Annotated in this window: 23 protein-coding genes and 1 riboswitch; of the genes, 5 read left to right on the top strand and 18 right to left on the bottom strand. The window is 32.7% G+C overall.

Features of this window, described 5'->3' with window-relative positions; all coding sequences use genetic code 11:
* Window positions 1-93: 93 nt before the first annotated feature.
* The 3 genes from ACGK9U_RS01920 to ACGK9U_RS01910 form a co-directional block, all read right to left on the bottom strand.
* Window positions 94-2,883, bottom strand: coding sequence for a triple tyrosine motif-containing protein (locus tag ACGK9U_RS01920; RefSeq protein ID WP_394464670.1), 2,790 nt, complete (start codon window positions 2,881-2,883; stop codon window positions 94-96).
* 169 nt (window positions 2,884-3,052) lie between these two features.
* Window positions 3,053-3,727 (bottom strand): head GIN domain-containing protein, encoded by a 675-nt coding sequence (locus ACGK9U_RS01915; protein WP_394464669.1) that lies wholly within the window; start codon window positions 3,725-3,727, stop codon window positions 3,053-3,055.
* A gap of 122 nt (window positions 3,728-3,849) precedes the next feature.
* On the bottom strand, window positions 3,850-6,093 hold the full coding sequence (locus ACGK9U_RS01910) for a ribonuclease R family protein (RefSeq protein ID WP_394464668.1): 2,244 nt from the start codon (window positions 6,091-6,093) through the stop codon (window positions 3,850-3,852).
* A 625-nt stretch (window positions 6,094-6,718) separates the two neighbouring features.
* Between ACGK9U_RS01910 and ACGK9U_RS01905 the strand changes: the two genes are divergently transcribed.
* The 3 genes from ACGK9U_RS01905 (at window position 6,719) to ACGK9U_RS01895 (ending at window position 8,596) form a co-directional block, all read left to right on the top strand.
* On the top strand, window positions 6,719-7,153 hold the full coding sequence (locus ACGK9U_RS01905) for an RpiB/LacA/LacB family sugar-phosphate isomerase (protein WP_394464667.1): 435 nt from the start codon (window positions 6,719-6,721) through the stop codon (window positions 7,151-7,153).
* The gene (locus ACGK9U_RS01900; RefSeq protein ID WP_394464666.1) at window positions 7,154-8,071 is read left to right on the top strand and encodes a cation diffusion facilitator family transporter; all 918 of its coding nucleotides are present in this window, start codon (window positions 7,154-7,156) and stop codon (window positions 8,069-8,071) included.
* A gap of 81 nt (window positions 8,072-8,152) precedes the next feature.
* Window positions 8,153-8,596, top strand: a complete 444-nt coding sequence (locus ACGK9U_RS01895) for a GNAT family N-acetyltransferase (RefSeq protein ID WP_394464665.1) — start codon at window positions 8,153-8,155, stop codon at window positions 8,594-8,596.
* A gap of 26 nt (window positions 8,597-8,622) precedes the next feature.
* Here the strand turns inward: ACGK9U_RS01895 and ACGK9U_RS01890 are convergent, their stop codons facing one another.
* The 15 genes from ACGK9U_RS01890 to ACGK9U_RS01820 form a co-directional block, all read right to left on the bottom strand.
* A complete protein-coding gene (locus tag ACGK9U_RS01890) occupies window positions 8,623-9,489 on the bottom strand; it encodes an OmpA family protein (RefSeq protein WP_394464664.1) in 867 nt (288 codons plus the stop codon).
* A gap of 111 nt (window positions 9,490-9,600) precedes the next feature.
* The gene (locus ACGK9U_RS01885) at window positions 9,601-11,235 is read right to left on the bottom strand and encodes a S41 family peptidase (RefSeq protein WP_394464663.1); all 1,635 of its coding nucleotides are present in this window, start codon (window positions 11,233-11,235) and stop codon (window positions 9,601-9,603) included.
* Window positions 11,219-11,626, bottom strand: coding sequence for a ribonuclease P protein component (rnpA, locus tag ACGK9U_RS01880; protein ID WP_394464662.1), 408 nt, complete (start codon window positions 11,624-11,626; stop codon window positions 11,219-11,221). The genes ACGK9U_RS01885 and rnpA overlap by 17 nt, the downstream gene beginning before the upstream one ends.
* Window positions 11,627-11,673: 47 nt before the next feature.
* Window positions 11,674-12,738 (bottom strand): molybdopterin-synthase adenylyltransferase MoeB, encoded by a 1,065-nt coding sequence (gene moeB, locus ACGK9U_RS01875; protein WP_394464661.1) that lies wholly within the window; start codon window positions 12,736-12,738, stop codon window positions 11,674-11,676.
* A 19-nt stretch (window positions 12,739-12,757) separates the two neighbouring features.
* Window positions 12,758-13,867: a 2-iminoacetate synthase ThiH gene (gene thiH, locus ACGK9U_RS01870; protein ID WP_394464660.1), complete on the bottom strand. Its 1,110-nt coding sequence runs from the start codon at window positions 13,865-13,867 to the stop codon at window positions 12,758-12,760.
* 23 nt (window positions 13,868-13,890) lie between these two features.
* Window positions 13,891-14,661: a thiazole synthase gene (locus tag ACGK9U_RS01865; RefSeq protein WP_394464659.1), complete on the bottom strand. Its 771-nt coding sequence runs from the start codon at window positions 14,659-14,661 to the stop codon at window positions 13,891-13,893.
* A gap of 4 nt (window positions 14,662-14,665) precedes the next feature.
* Window positions 14,666-15,319: a thiamine phosphate synthase gene (locus ACGK9U_RS01860; protein WP_394464658.1), complete on the bottom strand. Its 654-nt coding sequence runs from the start codon at window positions 15,317-15,319 to the stop codon at window positions 14,666-14,668.
* Window positions 15,316-16,077, bottom strand: coding sequence for a hydroxymethylpyrimidine/phosphomethylpyrimidine kinase (locus ACGK9U_RS01855; RefSeq protein ID WP_394464657.1), 762 nt, complete (start codon window positions 16,075-16,077; stop codon window positions 15,316-15,318). Before ACGK9U_RS01855 ends, ACGK9U_RS01860 begins: the two co-directional genes overlap by 4 nt.
* A 10-nt stretch (window positions 16,078-16,087) precedes the next feature.
* Window positions 16,088-16,678 (bottom strand): thiamine phosphate synthase, encoded by a 591-nt coding sequence (locus tag ACGK9U_RS01850; protein WP_394464656.1) that lies wholly within the window; start codon window positions 16,676-16,678, stop codon window positions 16,088-16,090.
* Window positions 16,679-16,717: 39 nt separating this feature from the next.
* Entirely contained in the window at window positions 16,718-18,577 is a 1,860-nt protein-coding gene (gene thiC / locus ACGK9U_RS01845; protein ID WP_394464655.1) for a phosphomethylpyrimidine synthase ThiC, read from the bottom strand.
* 56 nt (window positions 18,578-18,633) lie between these two features.
* Window positions 18,634-18,837 carry a sulfur carrier protein ThiS gene (gene thiS, locus ACGK9U_RS01840; protein ID WP_394464654.1) on the bottom strand — a complete coding sequence of 68 codons (204 nt, stop codon included), beginning with the start codon at window positions 18,835-18,837 and terminating at the stop codon, window positions 18,634-18,636.
* A 111-nt stretch (window positions 18,838-18,948) separates the two neighbouring features.
* Window positions 18,949-19,043, bottom strand: a riboswitch (TPP riboswitch).
* A 124-nt stretch (window positions 19,044-19,167) separates the two neighbouring features.
* A complete protein-coding gene (locus ACGK9U_RS01835) occupies window positions 19,168-19,833 on the bottom strand; it encodes a DUF3826 domain-containing protein (protein ID WP_394464652.1) in 666 nt (221 codons plus the stop codon).
* 98 nt (window positions 19,834-19,931) lie between these two features.
* Window positions 19,932-21,764: a M1 family metallopeptidase gene (locus ACGK9U_RS01830; RefSeq protein WP_394464651.1), complete on the bottom strand. Its 1,833-nt coding sequence runs from the start codon at window positions 21,762-21,764 to the stop codon at window positions 19,932-19,934.
* Window positions 21,765-21,898: 134 nt separating this feature from the next.
* The gene (locus ACGK9U_RS01825) at window positions 21,899-23,506 is read right to left on the bottom strand and encodes a S8 family peptidase (RefSeq protein WP_394464650.1); all 1,608 of its coding nucleotides are present in this window, start codon (window positions 23,504-23,506) and stop codon (window positions 21,899-21,901) included.
* A 27-nt stretch (window positions 23,507-23,533) separates the two neighbouring features.
* Complete coding sequence (locus ACGK9U_RS01820; protein ID WP_394464649.1) at window positions 23,534-24,394, bottom strand: MBL fold metallo-hydrolase; 861 nt, start codon at window positions 24,392-24,394, stop codon at window positions 23,534-23,536.
* Between the two features lie 168 nt (window positions 24,395-24,562).
* Between ACGK9U_RS01820 and ACGK9U_RS01815 the strand changes: the two genes are divergently transcribed.
* Together ACGK9U_RS01815 and ACGK9U_RS01810 are read left to right on the top strand one after the other, a co-directional pair.
* Complete coding sequence (locus ACGK9U_RS01815) at window positions 24,563-24,922, top strand: YidH family protein (RefSeq protein ID WP_394464648.1); 360 nt, start codon at window positions 24,563-24,565, stop codon at window positions 24,920-24,922.
* A gap of 30 nt (window positions 24,923-24,952) precedes the next feature.
* Entirely contained in the window at window positions 24,953-26,728 is a 1,776-nt protein-coding gene (locus ACGK9U_RS01810; protein WP_394464647.1) for an SLC13 family permease, read from the top strand.
* Window positions 26,729-26,803 lie beyond the last annotated feature (75 nt).

Raw genomic sequence — 26,803 nt, 5'->3', positions numbered from 1 at the left:
ATATGTAATTCACTTTATAATTTAAAATAACATACAACGAAAAAGCCTCAATGTTGTGGTGTTGTATAGGTAAAATGAAGTGTTGTAGTGTAGTTAGATTTCTAAAATATAATCTGTTAAACTCGATTCATGGGGTAAATCCATTTTTTTTCGCAATCTATAGCGTTTTACCTCTACACTTCTAGATGAAATATTAAGTAGTGGTGCAATTTCTTTTGAAGAAAGATTTAAACGAAGGTAGGCGCAAAGTCTTAAATCGTTAGAAGTAAGTGAAGGGTGTTCAGATTTTATCTTTTTAAGGAAATCTTGATCTGCATTATTAAAGGCTTCTTCAAAAGCATGCCAATCGTCTGTATTATTTAAATTTTTATCAATAATTTTTATAACACTTTTTAAACTTTTCTGGTCTTGGGCTTTTTGCAGTTCACTCTTAATGGTATTTAAGAATTCATTTTTCTTAATTAAGCTCATAGTAGATATAGCCAACTCTCTGTTTTTGTTATCAATATCCTGTTTTAAATTTTCATTATTAAAATGCATCAATTGTTGCTTATTCTCTAATTCTTTCAATTCTAAATCGCGCTGTGTTTTGTAAAGCAATTTTTCACGTTGCTTTCTATAATAGCGCTTATAAGCGGTATGCATAAACAAAGAAAATAATGCCACCAAAATAAAATAGATTCCAAACATAACTTTGGTTAAATACCAAGGTGGATCTATTTTAAAGCTATAGCTTTCTATATTTTCTGAAACTTCATTACCTATTCTGGATTTTACATAAAATGTATATTCACCAAATGGTAAATTTTCAAATAATGCATTGGATTGGGTTGACCAATTGCTCCAAAAATCATAGATGCCTTCTAACTTATATTGGTATTCGGCTTCTAAATATTTATTGTATTCTGGTACGCTAAAATTAAACTCTAAATTGTTTTCGTTATTCTTAAAAAGACCTTTTGTTGAAGGATCTAAAAATTCAGTTTTAAAGCTGTTATTTTTATAATAACCTTTAGAAATTAGATCTACATTTACTTTATGTGGTTTTTTATTAAGTTTATCTAAATCTATTATTATATACCCTAATGTATTTCCATACAGGTATTTATTATTGTTTATATACGATACATTTTCATAACCTGAGACATCATTTCTTAAGGAACTTGGTAATGGGATTTTATTTATTTTATAACTATTACTAAGTTTAAAAGGTGCAAAATAACTAATATCATGTAACGAAAAAGACCAAAGTGTGTTGGTTTCTTTAATGAATACTAATTTACCTGAAGTAAATTGTTCTTTTAGAAACAATCCACTTAAAATTGAATCTTTTACAAACCTGTTTTTTATTTCATCATACTTAAAAACACCGTCTTTTTGTGTGTATAATAATTGGTTATGATACTTAATTAAGCTTGTTTTAAGACCTTGAGCCACTGAAGTGTCCTTCAAAACAGAGATAGCTTTTGTATAATTAGTATCTAACTTTACTTTAAAAACACCTTTATATTCATGGCTAACAAACACATCTGTGCCATTAAGTATTTCAAAATAGCGACTGGAAGTATCAAAACCTTCAATTTTATTTCTAAACACCCATTGTCCTTGTTTGTTCTCAAGAATATTTAAACCATTATAGTTACCTTGAAGCAGTAGTTTATCATCTTTTGATATGGTTTTTATGTTCCATGTACCCTGTATGTCTGAAATAAACTGTGCCTGTTCACCATTGATTATAAAAGTTCCAGAATTATTTCCACAAAAAAGTGTGTTGTCTATACTAGTTAAACACCAAACTGCGCCTTGAGTACCTGGTACTAATTTAAATTGATTATTAGAATTTATTTCTTTATAAAATAAGCCTTGATTGGTTCCTATATATAAATAATTATTGAATAAAATGGAGGTATTTACCGAACCTATTTTACCTTTTTCTCCATTATAAATTGTAAATGGTGAACTAAGGTTAATACAATTAATACCGTTTTCTAAACCTAACCATACATTATTATCCCCATCTTCAAAAACCGAAAGCACCGTATTATTACTTAATCCATTATTTTGATTGATGTGATGTTCAATATCGCCATCTGAAGTTACATGTAAAATGCCATTTGAAATAGTTCCAAGAATAAAACTATGGTCCTTCAATTGAATACTGCTATAAATTCTATCCTTTAAAAGAACTTCATTTGCTGAAATATCCCATTTTATAAGTGTATCATACTTAAAAATGTAAAATCCATTATCTTCCGTTTGAAATAGTAAATTACCTTGATGGTTGAAAATATTAACCAGTAAATTTTCTTTTAAAATAGGGTGGTTGCTTACTAAACGTACTTTACCATTAACAATTTCGAAAACACCTTCTTTGGTTTTTTGAAAATAAACACCTTCATTAATTTTAAATACTTTATAAAGAATCGTGTTGGAGCTTATAATAGAACATGTACCATCTCTTTTGTTGTAAACATAAATGCGCTTTAGTGATTGAAACAGAATAAAGTCATCAACATGAATGATGTTCCAAATTTCTTCATCTTCTAAAAATGATATTTTTAGTTTTGATGATAGAGACGTATAATTTAAAATTCCTAAATTATTCTTTTCCCAAAAACCAAACTCTCTATAACAACCTGTATAAACTAATTCATCAATAACATTAACAGATCTAACAATGGTTTGGTTTGGTGAGTTGTATAGTACCCATTTAGCACCATTAAATACCAATAAGCCTTTATTATTAGCTACATAAATATGCTTTTCTTTAGATTGTGAAATGGACCAATTCTGATTCTCTGCACCGTATTCATTTGGCATAAATGTTTGTATGGGCGGATGCTCTTGCCCATTAACCAAAGTGCAAAAAAAGAATATGAACAATATTGGTAGTTGTTTAATTGGCATTAAATCAAGTAAATATTTATAGTAATACTAAAGTACTAAAATTTAAAGAGAAAATTGTTTTTGTATAGGTAATCGTATAGATACTTTCAAAAACAAAAAAAGCAACACCTAAGTATTGCTTTTTAAAAACATGCTATAATAATAATTATTCCATTTTTTTCACTCTACCACCCAAAACCGTAGTTTCATTTATAATTTCTGGTTTACCATAAATATAAATATCACCTCCTGCTCGTACTTTTGCATCTACTTGTTTTGATGCTTTTACTCGCGCTTCACCAGCTGCATTTATAGATACTTCTGTTTTATCGGTTTCAAGCATTTCTCCATCATATATTCCTCCTGTTAAAAGTGATACTTTTTGAGATTTTGAATGACCAGATGTTTTTATTTTTCCACCTGTCACAGCTTTTACAATAGCATAACTAACCTCTAAAGGAATTTCTATACTACCACCTTCTTGTGCTCTTAAATCTATTTCAAATTGCTTAATACTATCTTTTCCGGATACAATAGAACCTTCATTAACATCAATAATATCTAAAGACGTATAATGTAACATAACTTTGGTATTGTTGCCATCAAATATTTTTCCAATATTCATCTTTATTTTAAGGGTACCATTTTTATTGTTTATTACCACATCTTGTATGTTGTTTCCTGTAATAATGGCTTTGTTTTCGTTGGATTTTACCAATTCAACTTCTATTAAATCATAAACTTTGAGTTCTTTAAAGTCTCCAATATTTTTTTCAATTGACTTTTGGGCAATAGATGCTCCAGATATTAAAATAGTAATTAATAAGATTAAACGTTTCATATTATTTTTAAATGATTTTTTATATGAACGGAAATAATCAATAATTATTCCGTTGTTAACTTTTAATTAGTAAACATTTTTCTATTTAAACCTACAAGGTTTTAGAAACCTTGCAGGTTAAATTATTCGTTTTTTCCTATTAAGTTGAAATCCAGATGCTTTTTAACTAAATCGGTGTTTTTAACTTTTACAATAACCTCATCTCCCAATTGGTACATAATTTTATTATTTCTACCTACCATAGCATACTGTTCTTGATCGAATGCGTAATGATCGTCTTTCATATCGCGAACGCTAACCATACCTTCACACTTATTCGAAATAATTTCAACATAAATGCCCCAATCGGTAACCCCTGAAATAACACCTACAAAATCTTCATCTTTATGATCTTGCATGAATTTAATCTGCATATATTTTATAGAATCACGTTCTGCTTTGGTGGCCAAATTTTCCATGTTACTGGAATGGTTGCACTTTTCTTCGTAAATATCTTCATTAGCTGATTTTCCACCATCTATATAATGCTGCAACAAGCGATGTGCCATCACATCGGGATAACGACGAATAGGCGATGTAAAATGACTGTAATAATCGAACGCTAATCCATAATGACCTATGTTATGGGTAGAATATTCCGCTTTACTCATACTTCGAATTGCTAAAGTATCTACTAAATTTTGTTCCTTTTTACCATTTACTTCCTTTAGTAAAAAATTAAGCGAAGCCGATGTTGTTTTACGGTCTTTAAAATTTAATTTATAACCAAATTTTGCAACAATCCCTTGTAAATTAGCAAGTTTACTATCGTCTGGTTCATCGTGAATTCTGTAAACAAAGGTCTTTTTAGGGTCTTTTTTACCAACAAATTCCGATACTTTTCGGTTTGCCAATAACATAAATTCTTCAATAAGTTTATTGGCATCTTTACTAGTTTTAAAAAACACGCCTACAGGGTTTGCATTTTCGTCTAAATCGAACTTTACTTCAACTTTATCAAACGAAATAGCGCCAGAAATCATTCGTTTTGCACGCATTTTTTTTGCTAGCTCATCCATTTTTATAATGGCTTGGGCTATTTCCGGTTGGGTATTATATGATTTTCCGGTTAGAGAAACTTCTTGAGGAATTTCAATGTTAATTTCGTTTAAATTATGGATTCCTGCTTTCGCAGGAATGACAAGACCAACATTATTTTCGATAATGGCCTGTGCTTCTTCATAAGCAAAACGCGCATCACTATACGTTACCGTTCTGCCATACCATTCATTCTTAATCTCACATTTATCATTCATTTGAAACACTGCGGAAAAGGTTAATTTCTCTTCATGCGGACGTAAAGAACAAGCGTTATTCGATAATACCTCTGGAAGCATAGGTACTACCCTATCTACCAAATAAATGGATGTAGCACGCTCGTAAGCTTCATCATCCAACACAGTACCTTCTTGTAGATAATGCGATACATCGGCAATATGAATACCAATTTCATACAAACCTTTTTTTAATATTTTAAAAGAAAGTGCATCGTCAAAATCCTTTGCATCTTTTGGGTCGATGGTAAAGGTTAAATCTTGACGCATATCACGACGTTTAGCAATTTCATCTTTAGTAATTGAAGTATCTATTTTATTAGCAAATTCTTCAACTTCATGAGGAAATTCGTGAGGCAATCCATATTCAGCTAAAATAGAATGGATTTCGGTATTATGATCTCCTGGTTTTCCAAGAACTTGAATCACTTTTCCATAAGGAGAATCGGCTTTTTCTGGCCAATCTTCAAGTTTTACCAATACTTTATCACCATCTTCAGACTTATTTATTTTATTGATAGGTACAAAAATATCTTTGTACATTTTATTGCTATCGGCTACTACAAAGGCAAAATTCTTTTTCTCATGAATTTGAATGGTACCAACGTATTCGCTTTTTTCACGTTTTAAAACTTGGGTAATTTCGCCTTCTAACTTACCACGATGGCGACGTTTATAAACGTAAAACTCTACTTCATCACCATTTAAGGCCTTATTTATATTGTTTGATGCTATAAATACATCATCATCAAAATCTTCACTAATAATATAACCGGTTCCTTTTCCAGATAAATCTAAAATTCCAATATGGTATTCGGTAGTAATTACTGCTTTAAACTTGCCGCGTTCTACTTCTTCAATTTCCTTTTTTACAGCAAGTTCCGCTAATTTTTTTATAATTTGATTTCTGCTACTGGCATCGTTCACATCTAATTTAGCAGCAATTTGTTTGTAGTTAAAACTTTGGTTTCTATCTTTTTTTAAAATACTTAAAATAGTATTTGTAAGGTTGGAAATACCTTTTTTGGATTTCCCTTTTTTCTTTCTTGTCATTTAATATTTGTAATTCATAGTCGTTTCCTAAGATACTGGAAATTCTGTTATTAAATAGCGTTATTTTAGGAGAAGGTTTGCTATTTATTTTATACAAAGCTACAATTAATATATTAAATCGTATTTTTTTAATGTTATCATATGTTAAAATGTACTTATCCACATTATATATAATACTATTATTTTCTTTTTAAAATTTAAAAAATTAAATGATGATTATGATTGCTTGTTAATAACGGTATAACTTTTTTAAATTTAATTTTGATTACAATTAATTTACATTCTATTAAAACTTAATTAACATGTTATATTAATTTAAAAGGTTCATTTTTAACTCATTTAAATTTTATATGAACAGTTGTTAACAACTAAAAAACACTGTTAATTTTTGAAAAATATTTTAAAATTGATGTTTATATATGTCCTTTTGAAAGCTTAAAACTTAGCTAAAAAAAGTGAGTTAAATTTTTGGTTATCATCTTTCAGTTTTTGATTGGAAAAATAAATGGAATATCAATATTTTTCTTTTAAAAAAGTATTAACACTTATTAACAAGTAATGAATATACTAATACACATTGTTTATAATTGCTACCTTTGTATAAGTATACATTAATATATATAAAATGAAAATTTCTATAGGAAACGACCACGCGGGCACTGATTATAAATTTGCTATTTTAAAGTACTTAGAATCAAAAGGTTATACTGTTAATAACTATGGCACTGATAGTATGGATAGTGTTGATTATGCTGATTTTGTACACCCCGTTGCTGAAGAAGTTGCTAATAAAAAAGTAGACTTTGGTATTTTAATTTGTGGTAGTGCCAATGGTGTCGCTATGACTGCAAATAAGCACCAAAAAATTAGAGCAGGTTTAGCTTGGAATAAAGAAATTGTAAACCTTATCCGTAGCCATAATAATGCTAATATTTTATGTATTCCAGCCCGATTTACTGCAGTACAACAAGCCATTGAAATGGTTGAAGTTTTTTTAAGTACAGATTTTGAAGGTGGAAGGCATCAAACGCGTATAGATAAAATTCCGGTTTCTTGCTAAATGGCGCATAACCATCATTTCCATAATCATATACATCATTATGATAAGAAGAATAAAAATCTTATGGTTTCTATTCTTTTAAACATATTTATTACCGCAGCTCAAGTAGTAGGTGGTTTAATTTCTGGAAGTTTATCATTACTTAGTGATGCCTTACATAATTTTAGCGATGTCCTTTCTTTAATAGTAAGTTATGTAGCTTCTAAAATTTCCAAAAAGCAAGCTTCTGAAAATAAAACCTTTGGCTATAAGCGTGCTGAAATTTTAGCGGCTTTTGTTAATGCTTCTACTTTAATAATAGTTGCAATAATTTTAATTAAAGAAGCTATAGAGCGTTTTAAAAATCCACAAGAAATAGAATCCAATTTAGTTATTTGGTTAGCACTTTTAGCTATTATTTTTAATGGTTTGAGCGTATTGTTGTTAAAAAAGGATTCTGAACATAACATTAATGTAAAATCTGCCTACGTACATTTATTAACCGATATGTTAGCAAGTGTTGCGGTACTTATTGGTGGCTTGTTGATGAAATACTATCAAATGTTTTGGGTAGATAGTGTGCTTACTTTTTTAATTGCGTTGTATTTAATTTGGGTGGGTTATTTTTTACTAAAAACATCTACTAAAATGCTTATGTTATTCACGCCAGAAAACATAAACATACAAGCTTTGGTTGAAACTATTGATGCGTTGCCAAAAGTCAAAAAGTTACATCATGTACATATTTGGAATTTAAGTGATTATGAATTGCATTTAGAAGCCCATTTAGATTTAAAAGAAGATGTTTCTATTTCAGAATTTGACACGATATTGCGAAGTATTGAAACTGTTTTACATGAAAAGTACAACATTAACCATGTAACCATTCAACCAGAATTCAATAAAAACGATCCTAAAGAAATTATTGTTCAAGATTAAGATTCTTGCGAAAGCAGGAATCTGTTAATTTGTTTATATTGTAGATAGAAACATATTCTTAATAATATATTCATTAAAACAATGTTGAAAACTCAAGTAAAAACCTTTTCAGAACTAAGCCTTCAAGAACTTTACAGAGTTTTGCAACTAAGAAGTGAGGTTTTTGTAGTTGAGCAAGATTGTGTATATCAAGATATTGATGGAAAAGATGAAAAAGCGCTTCATATTATAGGTTTTAAAAACGAAAAGATAATTGCTTATACACGCGTTTTTAAGCCAGGTGATTATTTTGAATTTGCCAGTATAGGTAGGGTTGTAGTGGCAAAAAAAGAACGTGCTTTTAAATATGGGTATGATATAATGAAGGTTTCAATTGAGGCGATTGAAACACATTTTAAAGAGAAAAAAATAAAAATTTCCGCGCAAGCGCATTTAAAATCTTTTTATAACAACTGTGGTTTTATTGAAGTTGGTGATGAATATTTAGAAGATGATATTCCGCATATTGCAATGATTAAAAAGTGATTTTATTAAGCTATTATTAAAAAATATTATTTACCTACATGTGTAATTAATATTTCTACACGTCTATCAAATTTTGGATCGCCTCCAAGTGGAAATTTTCGACGCATCCCTAAATGGCGCATGCGTTTTTTATCAACCCCTTTTTTAGCAAAGTAATCGTAAATATATTCTGCGCGTGCTTCAGAAAGGTTGCGAAGTTTTGTTTTTCTATCAATTGCATCTCTTGTGTTTTGGGTACAACATACATGCCCCTGAATGGTAAAATAAATATCCTTTCGTTCTACCAAAACTTTTGCAATTTCCTCTAATATTTTTTTAGATTCGGGCATTACTTGGCTATAACCAGTTTTAAATAAAATGTTTTCAAACACTATTTTATCGCCAACTTTAAGATCGCCGCTAAGTAGCTCGGGTGTTGTTTTCTTTTTTGGTTCTTCAACCACTTTTTCTTTTGTTACTTCTTCTTTCGCTTCTATTTTTTTTGAAGGTTTCGGTTTTACTATTATTTCAACTTTTCGGTTTAAACCTCTTATTTTAATAACATTTTTTTCTTCAACTATTTTTAATAAAATTTTGCCTTTACCATCTACGTTACTTATTAAATCTTCGCTAATTTCATTATTTGAAAAAACGGTTTTAATGGCATTAGCACGATTTTGTGAAAGTTTTAAATTATAGGAATCGGCACCAATATCGTCGCAAAAACCAAAAATAGAAATGGATTCAATATCAATATCCGATAAGTTTGAAATGAAAAGGAGTAAACGGCTTTCTTCTGTTGGAATAATATCGAATTTATCGGTATCAAAATAAACTTCGTGTGTTAGTTCTTTTTGAGAAAAAACCAGTGTACAATGAAGCCATATTAATAAAAAAACCAACCGTTTATTCATAAAGTAGGTAGTTGAACTGGATATAAATATACTATTTTTAATGAATTTTGATTCATGCTGCGAACTTTTTAGGTTCAACAGTTATTCCAATAGGTTGAAAAACAACAATTTTTATTTTAAGTAGCTTAAATATGTCGATTGATTTCCAAGTATTTCGGTTGCCTTTTTTATTTCACTATCGTGTATTTTGTAATAATCGTACAAACCTTCTCGGTATACGTAGCGTTTTACAATATCTTCAGTTAGCAACTCTAATAAATACGTTTTATTTTCGTCTATAACAGTGGTTTTAGACTTGTTTAAGTTGCTAATAAGCGTATTGAAATCTGTTTTGATGTTATCATCCAAATCATCATTTTTAGCGGCTTCAAAAGCTTTATTCAAGGCTTTTTCGGTTTCCGTTTCAAAAGAAAAATTATTGGTCTTTAAAAAGTTTTTAAAATTTGAAAAATCGGTATCGTTAAGCTGTAAAGTGTTAATGTCTTTCACATCGTGACTATAATAGTAATTGGTAGCGTAATTGAAAATTAAATCGTTATTAACAATGGCGTCTATGATGGAAGAATTTTTTGTACCATTAAAACTCACATCAGGAAATACGCCACCACCATCAAATACTTTTCTTCCGTTTTTGGTTTTAAACTCGTTATAATTTTCCTGTTTTACCCTTACAGCCTCCCCTTTTTCATTTCTGTGCCAATAATCCAACGCCTGTATACATCTACCAGAAGGCGTGTAATAACGCGAAATGGTAATTTTTACCTGAGTACCATAAACCAGTTCTTTAGGGCGCTGTACCAAACCTTTACCAAAACTTCTAGAGCCAACAATAACGGCGCGGTCTAAATCTTGTAACGCACCTGAAACAATTTCGCTTGCTGATGCACTACTACCATCAATTAAAATAACCAAAGGTATTTGGGTATCAATGGCATCGTTTTGGGTGTAATAGGTTTTATTGTATTTTTTTACCTTAGATTTTGTGGTAACCACCAACTGCCCTTTTGGAATAAACAGATTTACAATATTTATGGCTTCGTTAAGTAAACCACCAGGGTTGCCACGTAAATCTAAAATAATACGTTCGGCTCCTTGGGCTTTTAAATCACGTAAAGCGTAATTGGTTTCGGCCGAGGCTTTATCATTAAAGCGGCTTAAAACAATATATCCGGTTTTGTTATTTACCATAGAGAAGTGCGGAACTGCTTTTATCTCTACTTCAGCACGTTTTATGGTAGCGGTTTGGGTTTTTCCTTGGCGCTTATAGGTTACTTCTACTGGTGTGTCCGTTGCGCCTTTTAGCAATTCGCCTGCATCTTCTTTGTAGGTTTCAATTAGGGTGTTCCCAACTTTTATAATTTCGTCGCCCGCTTTTAAACCAGCCTTATCTGCTGGATAGTTTTTATAAGGCTCTACAATTACCAATTTATCTTTTAGGGTCTTTACTTTGGCACCAATACCCGTATAATCGCCCGTATTGTTAATTCTGGCAGCCTCTACATCCTGTTCGTTCATAAAATTGGTGTAGGGATCTAGGTTTTCCAACATGCTTTTTATGGCGGTATCCATTAGGTCGCCCGGATTGGTATCATCTACATAATTCATGTTGAGTTCTTTAAAAAGCGTGGTGAATATTTCTATTTGTTTCGCTATTTCAAAAAAATCGTTTCTAAAAGCCGTGGTAGATAAAAACAAAACACCCGCTAAAACGGGAATTATAATTCTTTTTTTAAGTAATTTGTTCATCACTATTTAATTTTTCAGTTTCAGAAACCTTGTTTAAAAACTTCTCAAAAAGGTGGTTCATTCGGGTTTCAACTTGGGTTAAAGTAGGTTTATCTTTGCCAATGTACAAAATCATAAACGCATATTGTGTTGTAATGTTGTTAAAATACGTGGCTTTATTTAGTCGGTAAATCTCTCGCATCAAACGTTTTATACGGTTCCTGTCTACCGCGGTTTTAAAATAGCGTTTACTAACCGAAACGCCTGTTTTCGCTATAACACCATCATCAAAAGCAGTAGGTAAAAAAACCAAACGCAAAGGAAACGCCGAAACTGATTGCCCAGTGGCAAACAATTGCTCGATAAGCTTTTTGCTTTTTAGTTTTTCTTTTTTTGGAAATGTTTGTGCCATAGAAAGCCAAAGGTAAGAATGAAACTAACATAAAAAAACCAATAAAATTAAAATGAACTGTTTATTAGGCCGTCCTTTAAATTTATGAGATCTATTTTTATAGCATTATTTGTTAATATCTCAATAGCTTTTTTACTGCGTATGCCAGATTTACAATACACAATTAAGGGTTTGTTTAAAGGAATTTCATCTAACTTATTTAAAAGTTCATTTAAGGGAATATGAATACCGCCAATATTATGGTGTTTACGTTCCAATAAGTTTCTAACATCTAATAAATTATAATTTTCGGGATGTTTTTTGTAGTCGCTGTACGTTATTTCATTAATTGAATTAAGAACCCTACAGAAAGTTTTATAGTTTTTTTCTAGTGATGTTATGTTTACAGCTGGATTTTTTTCAAAATTAAACAGGCTTTGTTGTAAGGAAAGCGCATTAAATGCCAATAGTTTTCCAGATAAAACCGTACCCATCTCGCAAATTATTTTTAAAACTTCGTTTGCTTGAAGTACACCAATGATGCCTGGTAAAACACCTAGTACGCCAATTTCTGAGCAATTTGGAACTGATGCTGATTTTGGTGGGGTTGGAAATAAGCATCTATATGTGGGGCCATTTTTGTAATTAAACACGGAAACTTGTCCTTCAAATTTAAAAATAGAACCAAAAACCAAGGGCTTATTTGTTAAAACTGCAGCATCGTTAACCAAATAGCGCGTAGGGAAATTATCGCTTCCATCTACTATAACATCAAAGTTTTTAAATATGTTGATGGCATTTTCTTTGGTAAGTGGTTCTACATACGTTTTAAAAGTTATAAATGGGTTTAATTGTGATAATCTGGTTGCAGCAACTTTAGCTTTATACTTGCCAATATCATTATATGTATACAAAATTTGGCGCTGTAAATTGCTTTGATCTACACAATCGAGGTCTATAATTCCAATAGTACCAACACCGGCAGCTGTTAAATATTGTAGTATGGGGCAACCTAAACCTCCAGCACCAACCATTAAAACCTTGGCTTGTTTTAATTTTAATTGTCCAGCATTACCAATTTCGTCTAAAATAAGATGTCTACTATATTGTTTTTCTTCTTCTTTGCTAAGCATTTTTATAAACTTAATTTTATCATTGCCAATTATTGGTCCAATCTTTCCAAACTACCTCAAAGCCTTGCGATTGAAGCATGTTTTTTATGTCGGTTGTAGAACGCTCATCTGAAATTTCAAATTGTTCTAAGGACTGTGGTTCTACACTATAACCCCCAGGATTTGTTTTCGATTCTGCACTAATAGATGTGATTCCCAAATTCACAATATTGTTTCTAAAAACTTCATTTTCGCGAGTGGATAAGGATAGTTCTACATCTTCATCAAGCAATCTGTATGCACAAATTAGTTGTACTAAGTCTGCATCGGTCATTTCTACTTTAGGCTCTAAACCACCAGAGTGAGGGCGTAACCTTGGAAATGAAATGGAGTACTTTGTTTTCCAATAGGTCTTTTGTAAATATTTTAAATGTAATGCTGTATAAAAACTATCTACACGCCAATCTTCCAAACCAAATAATGAACCTAAGCCTATTTTGTGTATTCCGGCTTTTCCAAGTCTGTCGGGGGTATCCAATCTATAATGAAAATTAGATTTTTTTCCTTTAGGATGATGTTCTTTATAGGTTGCTTCATGGTAGGTTTCTTGGTATACTAAAACGGCATATAAACCTGCTTCTATGAGTAATTCGTATTCTTCCTGATCTAAAGGTTGCACCTCTATACTAATATTAGAAAAGTGAGTGTTGATTAAATTTATAGCATGTTTTATATAGTCTACTCCTACAGTTTTATTGGCTTCTCCCGTAACCAGTAAAATATGATCGTACCCTAAGTTTTTTATATAATGAGCTTCTTTTAAAATTTCGGCATCACTCAATGTTTTTCTCGGAATTTTATTAGTCATACTAAAACCACAGTAAGTACAAATGTTTTGACATTCGTTGGACAGGTACATGGGAATATACATTTGCATGGTATTGCCAAAACGCTTTTTGGTTAATATACTACTGCGTTGTGCCATTTGTTCAATATATGGTTTTGCTGCAGGAGAAATTAATATTTTAAATTCGTCTAAAGTTATATGCGCTTTTTGAAGCACTTTTTCAACAGCATCGGGCGTAACGGTATAAATTTCGTTTTCTATGGTTGACCAATCGTAATTATAAAAGGTGTTTTTAAATGACATTTGAAGCTTTTTTAATTTGTTTATTACGTTTCATTTAAAAAAGAAGTAAGCGGACTACTGGCATCGGCGTGGTTTTTTATGGGAGCCATTTTTGCATTATAAGCCATTCTGCCTGCTTTTACAGCCATTTTAAATGCGATAGCCATTTCAACTGGGTTTTGAGACACAGCAATGGCGGTATTTACTAAAACGGCATCGGCTCCTAATTCCATAGCATACGCGGCATGTGATGGTGCTCCAATACCAGCATCAACAATAACAGGCACATTACTTTGTTCTATAATTATTTTTAAAAAATCGACGGTTTTTATCCCTTTATTACTGCCTATTGGAGCACCAAGTGGCATAACGCATTGTGTACCTACATCTTCCAAACGTTTGCATAGAACAGGGTCAGCATGTATATATGGCATCACAATAAAACCTAATTTCACTAATGCTTTGGCTGCTTTTAGAGTTTCTATGGGGTCTGGTAATAAATATTTTGGATCTGGATGAATTTCTAATTTTATCCAATTGGTATTTAAGGCTTCTCTAGCTAATTGGGCCGCAAAAATAGCTTCTTTTGCAGTTCTTACTCCAGAGGTGTTTGGTAATAAATTAACATGATTTAAATGTGTTAACATGTCATCAGATTCGTTGTTAACATCCACTCGTTTTAATGCAACGGTGGCTAATTCACTTTCTGATGCTATAATGGCATCTCGCATAAGTGCTGTGCTGCTAAATTTTCCTGTGCCAGTAAATAATCTAGACATAAAGGTTTTATTTGCTATTCTAAGTATATCATCCATACTGCTACTCTGTTTTTAAATTGACTTTCCATACCTGTTCGTTTGTTGAAGGTGCTTTTAAGAGCGTGTTGAAAGTACTTATATTATTAAAGTTTTTGGTAATTTCTCCCGATGCTGCAACGCCATAAATTCCTGTTTTTAATAATTCAGGAACGTCAGATACCATAATCCCTCCAATGGCAATTATGGGGGTTTTTGTTTGCAAAGCATCAATAATGGTTTGGTAGCCTAGAATACCCAAAACTGGACTTAAATTGGTTTTCGTTTCAGTGAATTTAAAAGGTCCTAGGCCAATATAATCTACCTTTTTTTCAATTAATCTTTTGCAATCTTCAAGTGTATTTGCAGTACCTCCTACACTGTAAAATTTTCCTAAATAGCTTTTTGCTTCTAAAGGGCAAGCATCGGTTTTTCCTAAATGAACACCGTCCGCTTTCACTTCTCGAGCTATTTTATAATGATCGTTTATTATTAATCGTGTTTGAAAATGGGAGGTTATTTCTCTAGCTTGTAGTGCGGTTTCAAAAATGGTTTTAAGGTCTATATTTTTAAGACGTAATTGCACTAATTCTGCTCCAGAAGTACATGCTTTTTGTATGTTTTCTAAATGTTGTCTAGGTGTTTCGCCTTGCGATATATAATGTAATTTACTTATCATGTGTTTTGGTAATTATGGTGTCCTAATAAGGATGTATTTGAGTTTAAAAACTGTTCGGTATAGTATTTTGCTTGCCTACAAGCATCTTCCAAATGCATGTTTTTTACTAAATTTGAAGCTATGGCAGCAGCTAATACACAACCACTTCCGTGTTTTTCATAAATTTTATCAGCTATGGGTTCTATGTTTATTTGAACGATACCGCCATAGTACAATTCATCCCAGCCTTTTTTATCGGTTCTATGACCGCCTTTTAAATAGATGTTTGATTTTTTAGAAATATAAGAAATGGTATCTTCAATAGATTTTTCTGGGTACAAACCTTTTATTTCGTTATAATTAGGTGTAAAAAGGTAGCATTTATCTAAAATGTTATCAAAATAGTTTATGCTTTCTTTATGGTGAAAATCGAACCCGGCACTGGCTTTTAAAATAGGATCTACTATTATTTTTATTTCGGGTTTTAGTGCTTTTATTTTTTCGATAATGTTATGAAGTGTTTTCCAATGCTCTACTATGCCTATTTTTATGACACTAACAGGAAAACGATTCAATAGAACTTCTAATTGATTTATTACAACCTGTGGTCTTACCCATTCGCACTGTTTAAAAGACGCATCGTCTTGAACAGTAACCGCTGTACAAACCGATAACCCATAGAGCCCGTAAGTTTCAAATGTTTTAATATCCGAAGTAATGCCTGCTCCACTAGAGGGGTCTAAGCCACCTATGGTTATTATGTATGGTTTTGGTTGCAATACGTTAGAATTATATTTTATAACTGTTTTTTATTTTATTGAAACTTTCAACTGGATTTTCGGTGTTCCAAATGCTACCTAAAATGCCTACTCCTTTATAACCTAATTTTTTAAAGCAGTCTAAATTTTCGTTCGTTACACCTCCCATGCCCACAATAGTTTTGTTAATATGGTTTACATCAAAACCCCGACCTTCATACCCTTCTTTTGATAGTGATGAAAATACCGGACTTAGCAAATGGTAATCGAACTCAAAGTAACAAGCACTTAAAGTTTCTGGTTCATGAAACGATGAACTTATTGTTTTTCCAAACATGTTTAGGTTTTTAAAATATTGCCCCGGATTATCAATATGGTCTATTCTTTTTTGTTCTTGAAAATGAATTCCTTTTAGGTCAAAACTATTTACCAATTCGTGAAAATAGTGAACTACAATTCTATTATGGTATTCCGGTTCTATTTTATTTAAATATTCGGAATGCTCTTTAAAATCTTTATTTGGTTTTCTTAAATGGTAATAGAGCAACCCGTTTTTAAACAGCTTGTTAAGTATGTCAATTTCATTTGGTATATCTTCTTCTGGAGCAATAAGAACAATCATTTGCTTCTGTTTTAAGTTGACGGATTATTCATTGGTTTTTTATAAATATACCTCCGATCCTTTTTCTTTAAATTCTTTCGATTTTTCTTCCATGCCTTTTGCAATAACTTCGTTGTCTACAATATCGTTTACGGCTGCAAAATCTCTAACTTCCTGTGATATTTTCATGGAGCAGAATTTTGGCCCACACATAGAACAGAAATGGGCAATTTTAGCGCCATCGGCAGGCAAGGTTTCATCGTGATATTCGCGTGCCAATTCAGGATCGAGCCCTAAATTAAATTGGTCTTCCCAACGGAATTCAAATCGTGCTTTACTTAGTGCGTTATCTCTGTGTTGCGATCCTGGGTGCCCTTTTGCTAAATCGGCAGCATGCGCAGCTAGTTTATAAGTTACAACACCTGTTCTAACATCTTCTTTATTAGGCAAACCTAGGTGCTCTTTTGGTGTTACATAACATAACATGGCGCAACCAAACCAACCTATCATGGCGGCTCCTATACCAGAGGTAATATGGTCGTAACCTGGAGCTATATCTGTTGTTAATGGCCCTAAGGTGTAGAAAGGCGCTTCATCACAAACTTCTATTTGTTTTTCCATGTTTTCTTTTATCATGTGCATGGGTACGTGACCAGGGCCTTCAATAAAGCATTGTACTTCGTGCTTGCGTGCAATTTGCGTTAGCTCGCCTAGGGTTTCCAATTCGGCAAATTGTGCTTCATCATTAGCATCCGCAACAGAGCCTGGGCGTAACCCATCACCCAAAGAAAAGGCAACATCATATTGTTTTAAAATTTCGCAAATTTCTTCGAAATGGGTATATAAGAAACTTTCCTTGTGATGTGCTAAACACCATTTTGCCATTATCGATCCACCTCTTGAAACGATTCCTGTGACGCGTTTAGCGGTCATAGGTACATAACGCAATAAGACGCCGGCGTGAATTGTAAAATAATCAACGCCTTGTTCAGCTTGTTCTATGAGTGTATCTCTAAAAATTTCCCAAGTTAAATCTTCGGCTACGCCATTTACTTTTTCTAAGGCTTGGTAAATTGGAACTGTACCTACAGGAACCGGTGAGTTACGAATAATCCATTCACGAGTTTCGTGAATATTTTGTCCAGTAGATAAATCCATAATATTATCAGCACCCCAACGGCACGCCCAAACCGCTTTTTCTACTTCTTCTTCAATAGATGAGGTGGTTGCAGAATTGCCAATGTTAGCATTTATTTTCACTAAAAAATTACGACCCAAAATCATTGGTTCAGCTTCGGGGTGGTTAATGTTTGAAGGTATTACAGCACGACCTCTTGCAACTTCGTCGCGCACAAACTCTGGCGTGATTTTAGATGGTATCGAAGCTCCAAAATGTTCGCCTTTATGTTGTTTTGCTATTTCGGTTATTTCATCAATACGTTGATTTTCACGAATAGCGATATATTCCATTTCTGGTGTGATAATGCCTTTTTTAGCATAATGTAATTGCGTTACGTTTTGCCCTTTTTTTGCTCGTAATGGTTTTTTTAAGTGAGAAAAGCGCATATGGTCTAAGCTTTTATCATTTAAGCGTTCATTACAGTATTTTGAAGTAAAGGAGTCTAGTTGTTCAACATCATTCCGGTTTAAAATCCATTGTTCCCGTATGCGTTCTATACCGTTGAGTATATTTATTTCTTTATTAGGATCTGTATATGGGCCAGAAGTATCGTAAACGGTTACAGGCTCATTGGGTGTTAACTTGCCGGTTAAAGAATCTTTGGTATCGGTTAATGAAATTTCACGCATGGCCACTTTTATTTCTGGATGAATTTTTCCGGACACATAAATTTTCTTTGAGTTAGGAAAAGGCTGTCTTGTTATTTTTTCTTGTTTTGGTGCGGTATCTTTTCTTTTCATTTTTAGGATGTATTTTATAGAGATTGTTGGAACTATGAGGAATCTTAAAATATTAATTAACCCCCTTGTGTTGCTTGAATAATTAATATATGGTCGTTTTGCTTTAACTGAACCGTTTCCCAATTATTTTGTGAAATAATAGTTGTATTAACGGCTACAGCAATACCGGTTTTGGGTAAATTGACTTGATGTAGAAGTTGTGAAATATTGATGTTTTCTTCAATATTTATAGGAGATTCATTTAGGTAAATAGTTGCCATTCACAATAGTTTTTAATTATTGTAAACTGTAGAAGTATCTAAATGTTTGAAAAAAATAAACTCAGTGTTGGTGAGTTTTATTTTAGAAAAGAATTGCTAATACATATTGCAATGTATTATTCAACTTTTCCCTTCGACGGTACTAACCGTATCAGGTTCAAAGGGTATATCTCAGTTCTTAAAGTAGAACACCCCTAAAGTTTACAGAGCGAATGTATAAAAAAATAAGGGTGTATTGTAATTTTTTCTAAAAAAAGATAGAAATCTATACAAAAAGCCTTCTTAATACAAAGAAGGCTTTAGAATATGATTGAGTTATTTATTAAAAAGTTAGTTTTTTTTAGCTTTTTCAGCTTTCATACGCTTTCCATAATCTTTATACAATTGTCTCCAACTTCTTCCATTAGAGTTTAAATATTGTTCGTTTTTGGTTTTATAAATTTCAAAAATGGCCGAGATTTGCTTCATATTTTTAAAATCCACAGCTATTTCTCGAGCTTCTTTTAGGTTTTTTAATATAATAGATTCTTCTTCTTCTGTGAGATCAGTAACTATTGCATGATATCCTTTTAAGGTAAACGCCACTTTGCCAATGGTATATTTATCTAGAATAGCCTCAATTTGGTTATCGTTAAGGTTTGCTTTGAGTCCTGCCATAAGTGCCTCATGTACAGAATTAGGCATTGCTGAATCGGCGATAATGGAGCGGTCTAACTCCGATAAGGGTTGACCGGTTACTGGATTAATACCTGCAGGAACACTATCAAACGGGTGACTGTTGTGCCAATTACGTACCGCTATTAAATGTGTTGATATATCTTCGGTTACCTGTATTTCCTTTTCTTTATTATTGAGATTTAATTCTGCAACCCAGTTACCAGCTTTTTCTATTAATTTAGCTTCTTCGTTTTGTTGAGCAACACAAACGCTTGCCGTTAATAAAAATAGTGTAAATAAGGCTATTTGTTTTTTGATATTCTTAATTAATATCTCCATTTTAATTATTTGTTAAGTTCTGTTTAATTTCAAATATATCAATAATAAATTTTGTGGAGAGCATCAATAACACCAAGTTTATTTGAAAACAATTTTAATTACTTTCTGTTATTTTCTTTATTAATATCCGCCATTAAATTTTTTGGGTCTATTACTACACTTTTTACCGCTTTTTTGGTTTCAAAAGTGTAGGTAGGGTATGCCCAAGCCCAATCTTTTATTAACGTAGCTTTGGTTGGTTTTTCACCACGCATCATTTGTAATGGGATGTAAAAATCTTCGGTTTTACCATCGGTATAAGTTACGGTTACATCAATAGGCATGGGCATTAAGCCAATGCGTTCTAAGGAAATGGTGTTGCTTTCAATAGTTTTTACACCATAATCTATGGTGTTGGTGGTTTGGGCAAAATCGGTTAAATACCAATCGAGTTCTAAGCCTGAAACTTTTTCTGCAGTACGGATAATATCCAATGGCTTAGGATGTTTAAAAGCAAAGTCGTCAAAATATTTTTTAATGGTTTTTGTTAAGTTTTCTTCACCCATAATATAGCCCAATTGTGCTAAAAATACAGCGCCTTTATAGTATGATGCTAAACTGTAGGCTCTATTATAAACGTAGCGGTCGCCTTGTGTTGTTAAGGGTTGTTCTCTACCTGATTTGGCTAAGGATATATAGGCTTCATAAGCTTCTTCTAAAGGGTTTTCCTTACCTTCATTAAATAGACTGTTAACGGCATTATATTCTATATATGTAGAAAAACCTTCATCCATCCATGGGTGTTTAGATTCGTTGCTAGCCAATAAAAATTGAAACCAAGTATGAGCCATTTCATGTGATATCGTGCCTTTTATCATACCTTCATAAGTGCCTTCACCCAAAAGAAGGGTGCACATACCATATTCCATACCACCATCGCCTCCTTGAATGATGGAATACTGTTTATAAGGATACTTACCTACAAGGTCGCTAAAATATTGCATGAATTCAACAGCTTTAGGTTGTATGCGTTTCCAGTTGTCCTTTTGTTCATCGGACATGGTGTTTTTATAAAGAAAGTGAAGCATTGGGCCATTAGGTACCTGCATCGTATCGTGAATATAATTGGGGTCGGCAGCCCAAGTAAAATCATGTACATTAGGCGCTACAAAATGCCATGTCAATTTATCGGTATTTGGTCTGGTTACAGTGCCTGTTTCGTAACCATAACCAATTTCGTTAGGGTTTTGTAAATAACCTGTACCACCAATAATATAGTTTTTATCGATATTAATTTTCACATCAAAATTGCCCCATACGCCATGGAATTCACGTCCAATATAGGGGTGTGCATGCCAGCCTTCAAAATCGTATTCAGCTATTTTTGGGTACCACTGTGCCATTGATAAAGCTACTCCTTCTTTATTGTTTCTACCGGAACGACGAATTTGTACAGGTACTTGGGCATCAAAATCCATTTCAAAAGTAACGCTTTCACCCGGTTGAATGGGTTTTGCCAAATCAACTTCTAAAACGGTTCCAACGGTTTCGTGCTTAATGGTTTTGCCATTTTGTTTTAACGAATTTACTTTGATATAACCAATTTCGTTTGGCTGCAGTTTGCTAATACGATCTTTAACCCTGCGGTCTGGGTCAGCTATGGTTCGAGAACGAACGTCCATTTCACTACCCGGTTGAAAAGCATTAAAATATAAGTGATAATACACACGGTTTAAAATATCGGGCGAGTTATTGGTATACACCAAGGTTTGTTTGCCTTTGTATTGATAGGTGTTTACATCCATATCAATGTCCATTTTGTAATCTACATGCTGTTGCCAATAACATGAATTTGTATTGTTTTGTGATGGTGAAGGTGTGGTAACGGGTTGTGCACTGTTACAAGACCAAAACACCAAAACAGACAGTATAGAAATAGTTAATTTTTTCATTTGTTTTTCTTTTTATAACTGTTTGAAAATAATAAAAAAATAGATTCTGATATAGTTTTCAGAATCTATTTTAAATAAGGTTATAGTTTTTGAGAAACTAAAATATTTTAATACTTATGTCTATAAATTTTAAGTTACATAGACATTTTAGCTGCCATAATGAAGGCGTTATATGCATTAACAATTCTGCCAGATTTAGATAAATCGGCAAATGGTTTTACATTATTGGTATCGCCACCAACAACCACTTTTGTTTTAATAGGCAAACCAGATTCCATAATAATTTGCTTTACTTGAGCAGCTGTTAATTTTGGATAGTAAGAACGAATTAATGCTGCAACACCAGCTACCGCAGGGGCCGCCATTGAGGTGCCTCCTTTGGTGTCGTATTCGTTTTCAGGGGTTGTAGAATATATTTTGGCTCCTGGTGCAAATACATCAACATTTTGCTTTCCGTAGTTAGAAAAACCTGCAACAAGGTTTGAGCCATATTTTGGTTCTAAAGCGCCTACTCTAATGTATGAGTTTGAAACCTCTACGCCATTTACGTTATCGTCAGGGAAATTATTGGCTATATCAACATTTTCACTATCGTTACCTGCTGCATGTACAAATACCACATCTTTATCGTTGGCATATTTAATGGCATCGCGTACCCAATCGCTATGTGGCGAAAAACTTTTTCCGAAACTTCCATTAATTACAGTAGCACCGTTATCTACTGCATAACGAATTGCTAAAGCCACATCTTTATCGTATTCATCGCCATTAGGAACGGCTCTAATACTCATAATTTTCACATTGTTAGCAACACCGTTGGCACCTTTACCATTGTTGCGTTCTGCAGCTATAATTCCAGCAACATGGGTACCATGACTTTCAGATTTTTTTACAGGTTTTACATTTCCGTTACCGTAAAATTTATTGTTCATGTTATTGGGGTCGTCACCATTTACACGCCCTTTGAAATTTTTGTTTAGGTTGTAGTTTAGGCGGTCGTTAATGCTTTCCAAACCATCACTAATTTCTTTTAAAGCATCTGCCATAGAGTCCATCCCATTGCCAAACATATAGTTAGCAACTTGGGTAGCTTGAAGAAGTGCTTGGTCTTCGGTTTTAATGGCTTTTACTTCTTCCTTGGTATAATCTTTTTTACCAAAATGTTTTGTGAGAACATCATCTGTAGATTTTATTTGTTGGTAAATTTGGTCGTATTGGGTTTTTCTGCCCATCCATGTTTGATATTCTTCGTTGTATAGTTTTTCAGCTTTAGCATAATCGGGATTTGTAGTATCTCCGCTTGCTAGTATGCGTACATATTCCAATTGTTCATTATAGCCATCGCCTAAAAAATTCCAACCATACACATCATCAATGTAACCATTGTTATCATCGTCTTTTCCGTTGTTTGGAATTTCTCCTTTGTTGGTCCAAATAACATCGTTTAAATCTTCATGGTCTATATCAATTCCTGAATCTATAACAGCAACAATAATGGTGTTTCCTTTTTTGTTTTTAATAAGTTCGGTATAGGCTTTATCTACGCTCATACCTGGAATGGTGTCTTTTACCAAATCTAAATGCCCCCAGTTGTGTTTTTCTTTTTCAGTTAATTCTGAAACTTTTAGGGGTGAACTGTCTATGTTTTCAACAGGTGTAGATAGAATATTAGCTGTTCCTCCACAGCCAGAAAATAATACGGCTAGTAGTGCCGAAAGCATTATTGTTTTAATTGTTTTCATTTATTTGTTTTTGTATTAGTCACTTTTTTATTGAAATATTTCTTGAGAAGTATATATGTTTTTTAATCTGACCCCTTTTTCGGTATTAGTCACGGTTATAATTTCATTGTGGGCATCGTGTTCTAAAAATAAATAATAATTATTGGAAGCTGCTATATTAAGAAACTTTTCTTTTTCATCTAATGTTAAAAGCGGTCTGGTATCGTAACCCATTATGTAGGGTAGTGGTAAGTGCCCAACGGTAGGCAACAAATCTGCTATAAAAGCAATGGTTTTCCCTTTGTATTTTATAATTGGAATCATTTGCTTATCGGTATGCCCGTTTGCAAAAAAAATATCGAAACCAAGTTCGGAATTTGAAAGCGTATCATCTGTTGGAACGCTAGTAAATTTAAGCTGACCACTTTCCTGCATTGGCAAAATGTTTTCTTTTAAGAAGGATGCCTTTTCGCGGTTATTAGGCTGGGTCGCCCACAACCAGTGGTCTTCATTGCTCCAAAAATGGGCGTTTTTAAAGGCCGGTTCGTAACCTGTTTTATCTTTGTTCCATTGAACACTGCCACCGCAGTGGTCGAAGTGTAAATGTGTCATAAACACATCGGTAATATCATCGCGGTGAAAACCGTATTTTTTAAGAGAGTTATCAATGCTATGATTGCCCCATAAATGGTAGTAACCAAAAAACTTACTGGACTGTTTGTTGCCCATACCCGTATCGATTAGGATCAGGCGATTGCCTTCTTCAATAAGCAAACATCGGGCTGCAATGTCAATCATATTATTGGCATCGGCAGGGTTTGTTTTTTGCCACAACGATTTTGGTACAACACCAAACATGGCGCCACCGTCGAGTTTAAAATTTCCAGATTCTATGGGATATAATTGCATTTAAGGCTTTAATAGAGAAAATGTTGCGCAAATTACTAAAAACGTAATTGATAAGTTCAAAATCATTTAATTTATTAGATTTTTTTAACATTTGATTAGAATAATTTAAATAAACATTCTTTTGAAACCTTTAAAATTTCAATTAGATTTATAAAAATAATTTTAAAAATGTCATTAAAACATATAAAAAAAGCTCCTTTAAAGATCAAAAAAATGAATCTCTTGCGGTTTGGACGCGATTTTAAACCTGAAGAACAAATTATCTTAAGAGATTATCTTGCCATTGAACGTACACGATTGGCAAACGAACGCACGTTGCTTTCATACATTCGTTCATCACTTTACCTATTACTTGGTGGTATTGCTTTTTTTCAACTTGAAATCTTTCCAAATTTTAAATATTTAGCTTTTGTCTCGCTTTTTTTTAGTGCGCTTTTTCTAGTGATAGGTATATATAGATTTACGCTTCTTAAAAAAAGCTTGAAAAGACTTTACTATTTGTCTGAATCTAAAGAAGATGGTAACTAATTTGTTTAAGTAATTAAAGTTTAGTAAGGTATGAGCATCGATTTAATTATCACATTTTGCATTATTGGTGTTGGTGTTTTTCTCTTTGTGAAGGATTACTTTTCAATAGATACAACGTCTATCCTCATTATGGCTATGTTTATCGTTGCCGGGGTATTAAATCCAGAAGAAGGTTTTTCGGGGTTTAATCATCCAGCAACTTTAACCTTAGGATGCATTTTTGTGGTTAGCGGAGGTGTTTTTAATTCGGGTATTTTAGATGGGTTAAGCGACTACATTATCAAACTTGCCAAAATTCATTATGCTGTAGCGCTTATTGTTTTTTGTGTTATTACAGCTTTATTTTCAGCGTTTATTAATGATACGGCGGTAGTTGCCCTCATGCTGCCCATAGCTTTAACGGTTTGTAGAGAAACCAATATAAGTCCAGGAAAATTATTAATGCCCATATCATTTGCAGCCCTTTTTGGAGGCACTTGTACGCTTATTGGAACATCTACCAATATTTTAGTTAGCAGTTATGCAAAAAAGTATGGATTGGCTGAATTTGGTATGTTCGAATTTAGTGCTGCTGCGGCTTGTTTGTTGGTTATTGGATTTATATACATCTTTTTAATAGCACCATTTTTACTTCCAAAACGTAAAGATAAAGACGATGAACTTACTAAAGAAGTAGAGAAATACATTACTGAAATAGTTATTGAAGAAGGTAGCAAAGACATTAATAAAGCCATCGTTAATTCAAAACTGGTTTTAGATTATAATGTAAACATTTTATCTATAATGAGAGAAGGTGGTTTAAGGTATGATTTAGGACCTGAAACCATCATTCTTAAAGGCGATGTGTTAAAAGTAGTTTTACCACCACAAATGATTTATAAATTGCTAGATATTGAAGGGTATAAGGTGAAAGGAAGCGCATTAATAAATAATTCTGATATTAAATCTGACGACTACAATCTTTATGAAGTCATTATACCATTTGGGTCTAGTTTGTCCGAAGGCTCTTTAAAATCCATGCGATTTAATAGAAGTTATAATATGTCGGTTTTAGCCATTCGCAAGCGAGGTGAAATTTTATTCGATAAGCTTTCATCGGTAAAATTAGTGGAAGGTGATATGTTGTTGGTTTTAGGCCAAAAACAAGAAATTAAAAATTTAGAAACTAAAAAGCTTGTTGTAACACTTTCTGAATATCAAAAAAGAAAAACCAATTTACGAAAAGCAATACCTGCTGTTTTAATAGGGATAGGAGTGGTTTTAGCAGCATCACTAAACCTTACCTCAATATTAATAAGTGCCATGGTTGGAGCATTATTAATGGTTTTAATGAAGATATTGAAACCCATGGAAGCTTATAATGCGGTGGAGTGGAAGGTTATTTTTATGATGGCAGGTGTGCTCTCTATGGGAACTGCACTGGAAAAAACAGGTGGCGCTAAACTTATTGCAGATTTTATACAGAATACCCTGGGGCAATACAATCCTCATATAACATTGAGTTTGCTGTATTTAGTCACTTTTATTTCAACCAATCTTATTTCAAGTAAAGCTACGGCAGCATTGTTAACACCTGTTGTTATAACCTTGTCATCTATCATGGAGGTAAGCGAGCGCCCTTTTTTGGTTGCAGTTATGTTTGCGTGTTCATTAACTTTTATGACACCTATGAGTTATCCAACAAACACAATGGTTTACGCTCCGGGAAATTATAAATTCAATGATTTTTTACGAGTGGGTACGCCATTAAATTTAATTATTTGGCTTGCTGCCTCATTTATTATCCCTTATTTTTTTCCTTTTTAACTGTTTTTTTGATAAAACCAAAGTAAAGCAACCCATAAAATAATAAAACACACTTAAATGTGTGCCGTATATTAT

Origin of the sequence: Mariniflexile sp. HNIBRBA6329 (assembly GCF_043558645.1) — a bacterium.
Lineage (GTDB): Bacteria > Bacteroidota > Bacteroidia > Flavobacteriales > Flavobacteriaceae > Mariniflexile.
This window is presented reverse-complemented; position numbering and strand designations above follow the sequence as displayed.

What these genes read in the sequence shown, in the direction of transcription:
- ACGK9U_RS01905 (WP_394464667.1), top strand. Translation starts at nt 6,719, where the DNA reads ATGAAAATTTCTATAGGAAACGACCACGCGGGCACTGATTATAAATTT.
- thiH (WP_394464660.1), bottom strand. Translation starts at nt 13,867, where the DNA reads ATGTCATTTAAAAACACCTTTTATAATTACGATTGGTCAACCATAGAA.
- ACGK9U_RS01885 (WP_394464663.1), bottom strand. Translation starts at nt 11,235, where the DNA reads ATGAACAAATTACTTAAAAAAAGAATTATAATTCCCGTTTTAGCGGGT.
- ACGK9U_RS01830 (WP_394464651.1), bottom strand. Translation starts at nt 21,764, where the DNA reads ATGAAAAAATTAACTATTTCTATACTGTCTGTTTTGGTGTTTTGGTCT.
- ACGK9U_RS01910 (WP_394464668.1), bottom strand. Translation starts at nt 6,093, where the DNA reads ATGACAAGAAAGAAAAAAGGGAAATCCAAAAAAGGTATTTCCAACCTT.
- ACGK9U_RS01915 (WP_394464669.1), bottom strand. Translation starts at nt 3,727, where the DNA reads ATGAAACGTTTAATCTTATTAATTACTATTTTAATATCTGGAGCATCT.
- ACGK9U_RS01835 (WP_394464652.1), bottom strand. Translation starts at nt 19,833, where the DNA reads ATGGAGATATTAATTAAGAATATCAAAAAACAAATAGCCTTATTTACA.
- moeB (WP_394464661.1), bottom strand. Translation starts at nt 12,738, where the DNA reads ATGCTTAGCAAAGAAGAAGAAAAACAATATAGTAGACATCTTATTTTA.
- ACGK9U_RS01895 (WP_394464665.1), top strand. Translation starts at nt 8,153, where the DNA reads ATGTTGAAAACTCAAGTAAAAACCTTTTCAGAACTAAGCCTTCAAGAA.
- rnpA (WP_394464662.1), bottom strand. Translation starts at nt 11,626, where the DNA reads ATGGCACAAACATTTCCAAAAAAAGAAAAACTAAAAAGCAAAAAGCTT.
- ACGK9U_RS01860 (WP_394464658.1), bottom strand. Translation starts at nt 15,319, where the DNA reads ATGATAAGTAAATTACATTATATATCGCAAGGCGAAACACCTAGACAA.
- ACGK9U_RS01890 (WP_394464664.1), bottom strand. Translation starts at nt 9,489, where the DNA reads ATGAATAAACGGTTGGTTTTTTTATTAATATGGCTTCATTGTACACTG.
- ACGK9U_RS01810 (WP_394464647.1), top strand. Translation starts at nt 24,953, where the DNA reads ATGAGCATCGATTTAATTATCACATTTTGCATTATTGGTGTTGGTGTT.
- thiC (WP_394464655.1), bottom strand. Translation starts at nt 18,577, where the DNA reads ATGAAAAGAAAAGATACCGCACCAAAACAAGAAAAAATAACAAGACAG.
- ACGK9U_RS01825 (WP_394464650.1), bottom strand. Translation starts at nt 23,506, where the DNA reads ATGAAAACAATTAAAACAATAATGCTTTCGGCACTACTAGCCGTATTA.
- thiS (WP_394464654.1), bottom strand. Translation starts at nt 18,837, where the DNA reads ATGGCAACTATTTACCTAAATGAATCTCCTATAAATATTGAAGAAAAC.
- ACGK9U_RS01900 (WP_394464666.1), top strand. Translation starts at nt 7,154, where the DNA reads ATGGCGCATAACCATCATTTCCATAATCATATACATCATTATGATAAG.
- ACGK9U_RS01850 (WP_394464656.1), bottom strand. Translation starts at nt 16,678, where the DNA reads ATGATTGTTCTTATTGCTCCAGAAGAAGATATACCAAATGAAATTGAC.
- ACGK9U_RS01820 (WP_394464649.1), bottom strand. Translation starts at nt 24,394, where the DNA reads ATGCAATTATATCCCATAGAATCTGGAAATTTTAAACTCGACGGTGGC.
- ACGK9U_RS01815 (WP_394464648.1), top strand. Translation starts at nt 24,563, where the DNA reads ATGTCATTAAAACATATAAAAAAAGCTCCTTTAAAGATCAAAAAAATG.
- ACGK9U_RS01865 (WP_394464659.1), bottom strand. Translation starts at nt 14,661, where the DNA reads ATGGATGATATACTTAGAATAGCAAATAAAACCTTTATGTCTAGATTA.